Source organism: Vibrio ouci (genome assembly GCF_004551525.1).
GTDB lineage: Bacteria > Pseudomonadota > Gammaproteobacteria > Enterobacterales > Vibrionaceae > Vibrio > Vibrio ouci.
Genome location: NZ_SATR01000387.1, coordinates 1 through 415 on the forward strand (window position 1 = coordinate 1; position 415 = coordinate 415).

General features: G+C 49.4%; 2 tRNA genes. Both read right to left on the bottom strand.

Annotated features, from left to right (window positions below):
- Positions 1–55: 55 nt before the first annotated feature.
- A tRNA-Leu gene (locus tag ELS82_RS26000) sits at positions 56–140 on the bottom strand.
- Between the two features lie 127 nt (positions 141–267).
- Positions 268–342 (bottom strand) — tRNA-Gln (locus ELS82_RS26005).
- Positions 343–415: the final 73 nt, after the last annotated feature.

Sequence of the window (415 nt, forward strand, 5' to 3'; positions counted from 1 at the left end):
TGTGACCCCATCATTATGAGTGATGTGCTCTAACCAGCTGAGCTACGTAGCCAAATGGTGCGGAAGGAGAGACTTGAACTCTCACACCTTGCGGCGCCAGAACCTAAATCTGGTGCGTCTACCAATTCCGCCACTTCCGCATCAATTTGTAGTCATAGTTGATAATTGGAGAATCAACTCGACGTTGTATATGGCAGGCTACTTAGAGCCGAGCCAGGGACAATAGACGAGGCATCAAAAGATGTTATCCACTGAACCTATAAATAGTGGCAGGTCTACCTGGATTCGAACCAGGGGATGGCGGCATCAAAAGCCGCTGCCTTACCGCTTGGCGATAGACCTGCAGTGCTTTCATGAGAAAGACTTAAATAATGGTGCGGAAGGAGAGACTTGAACTCTCACACCTTGCGGCGCC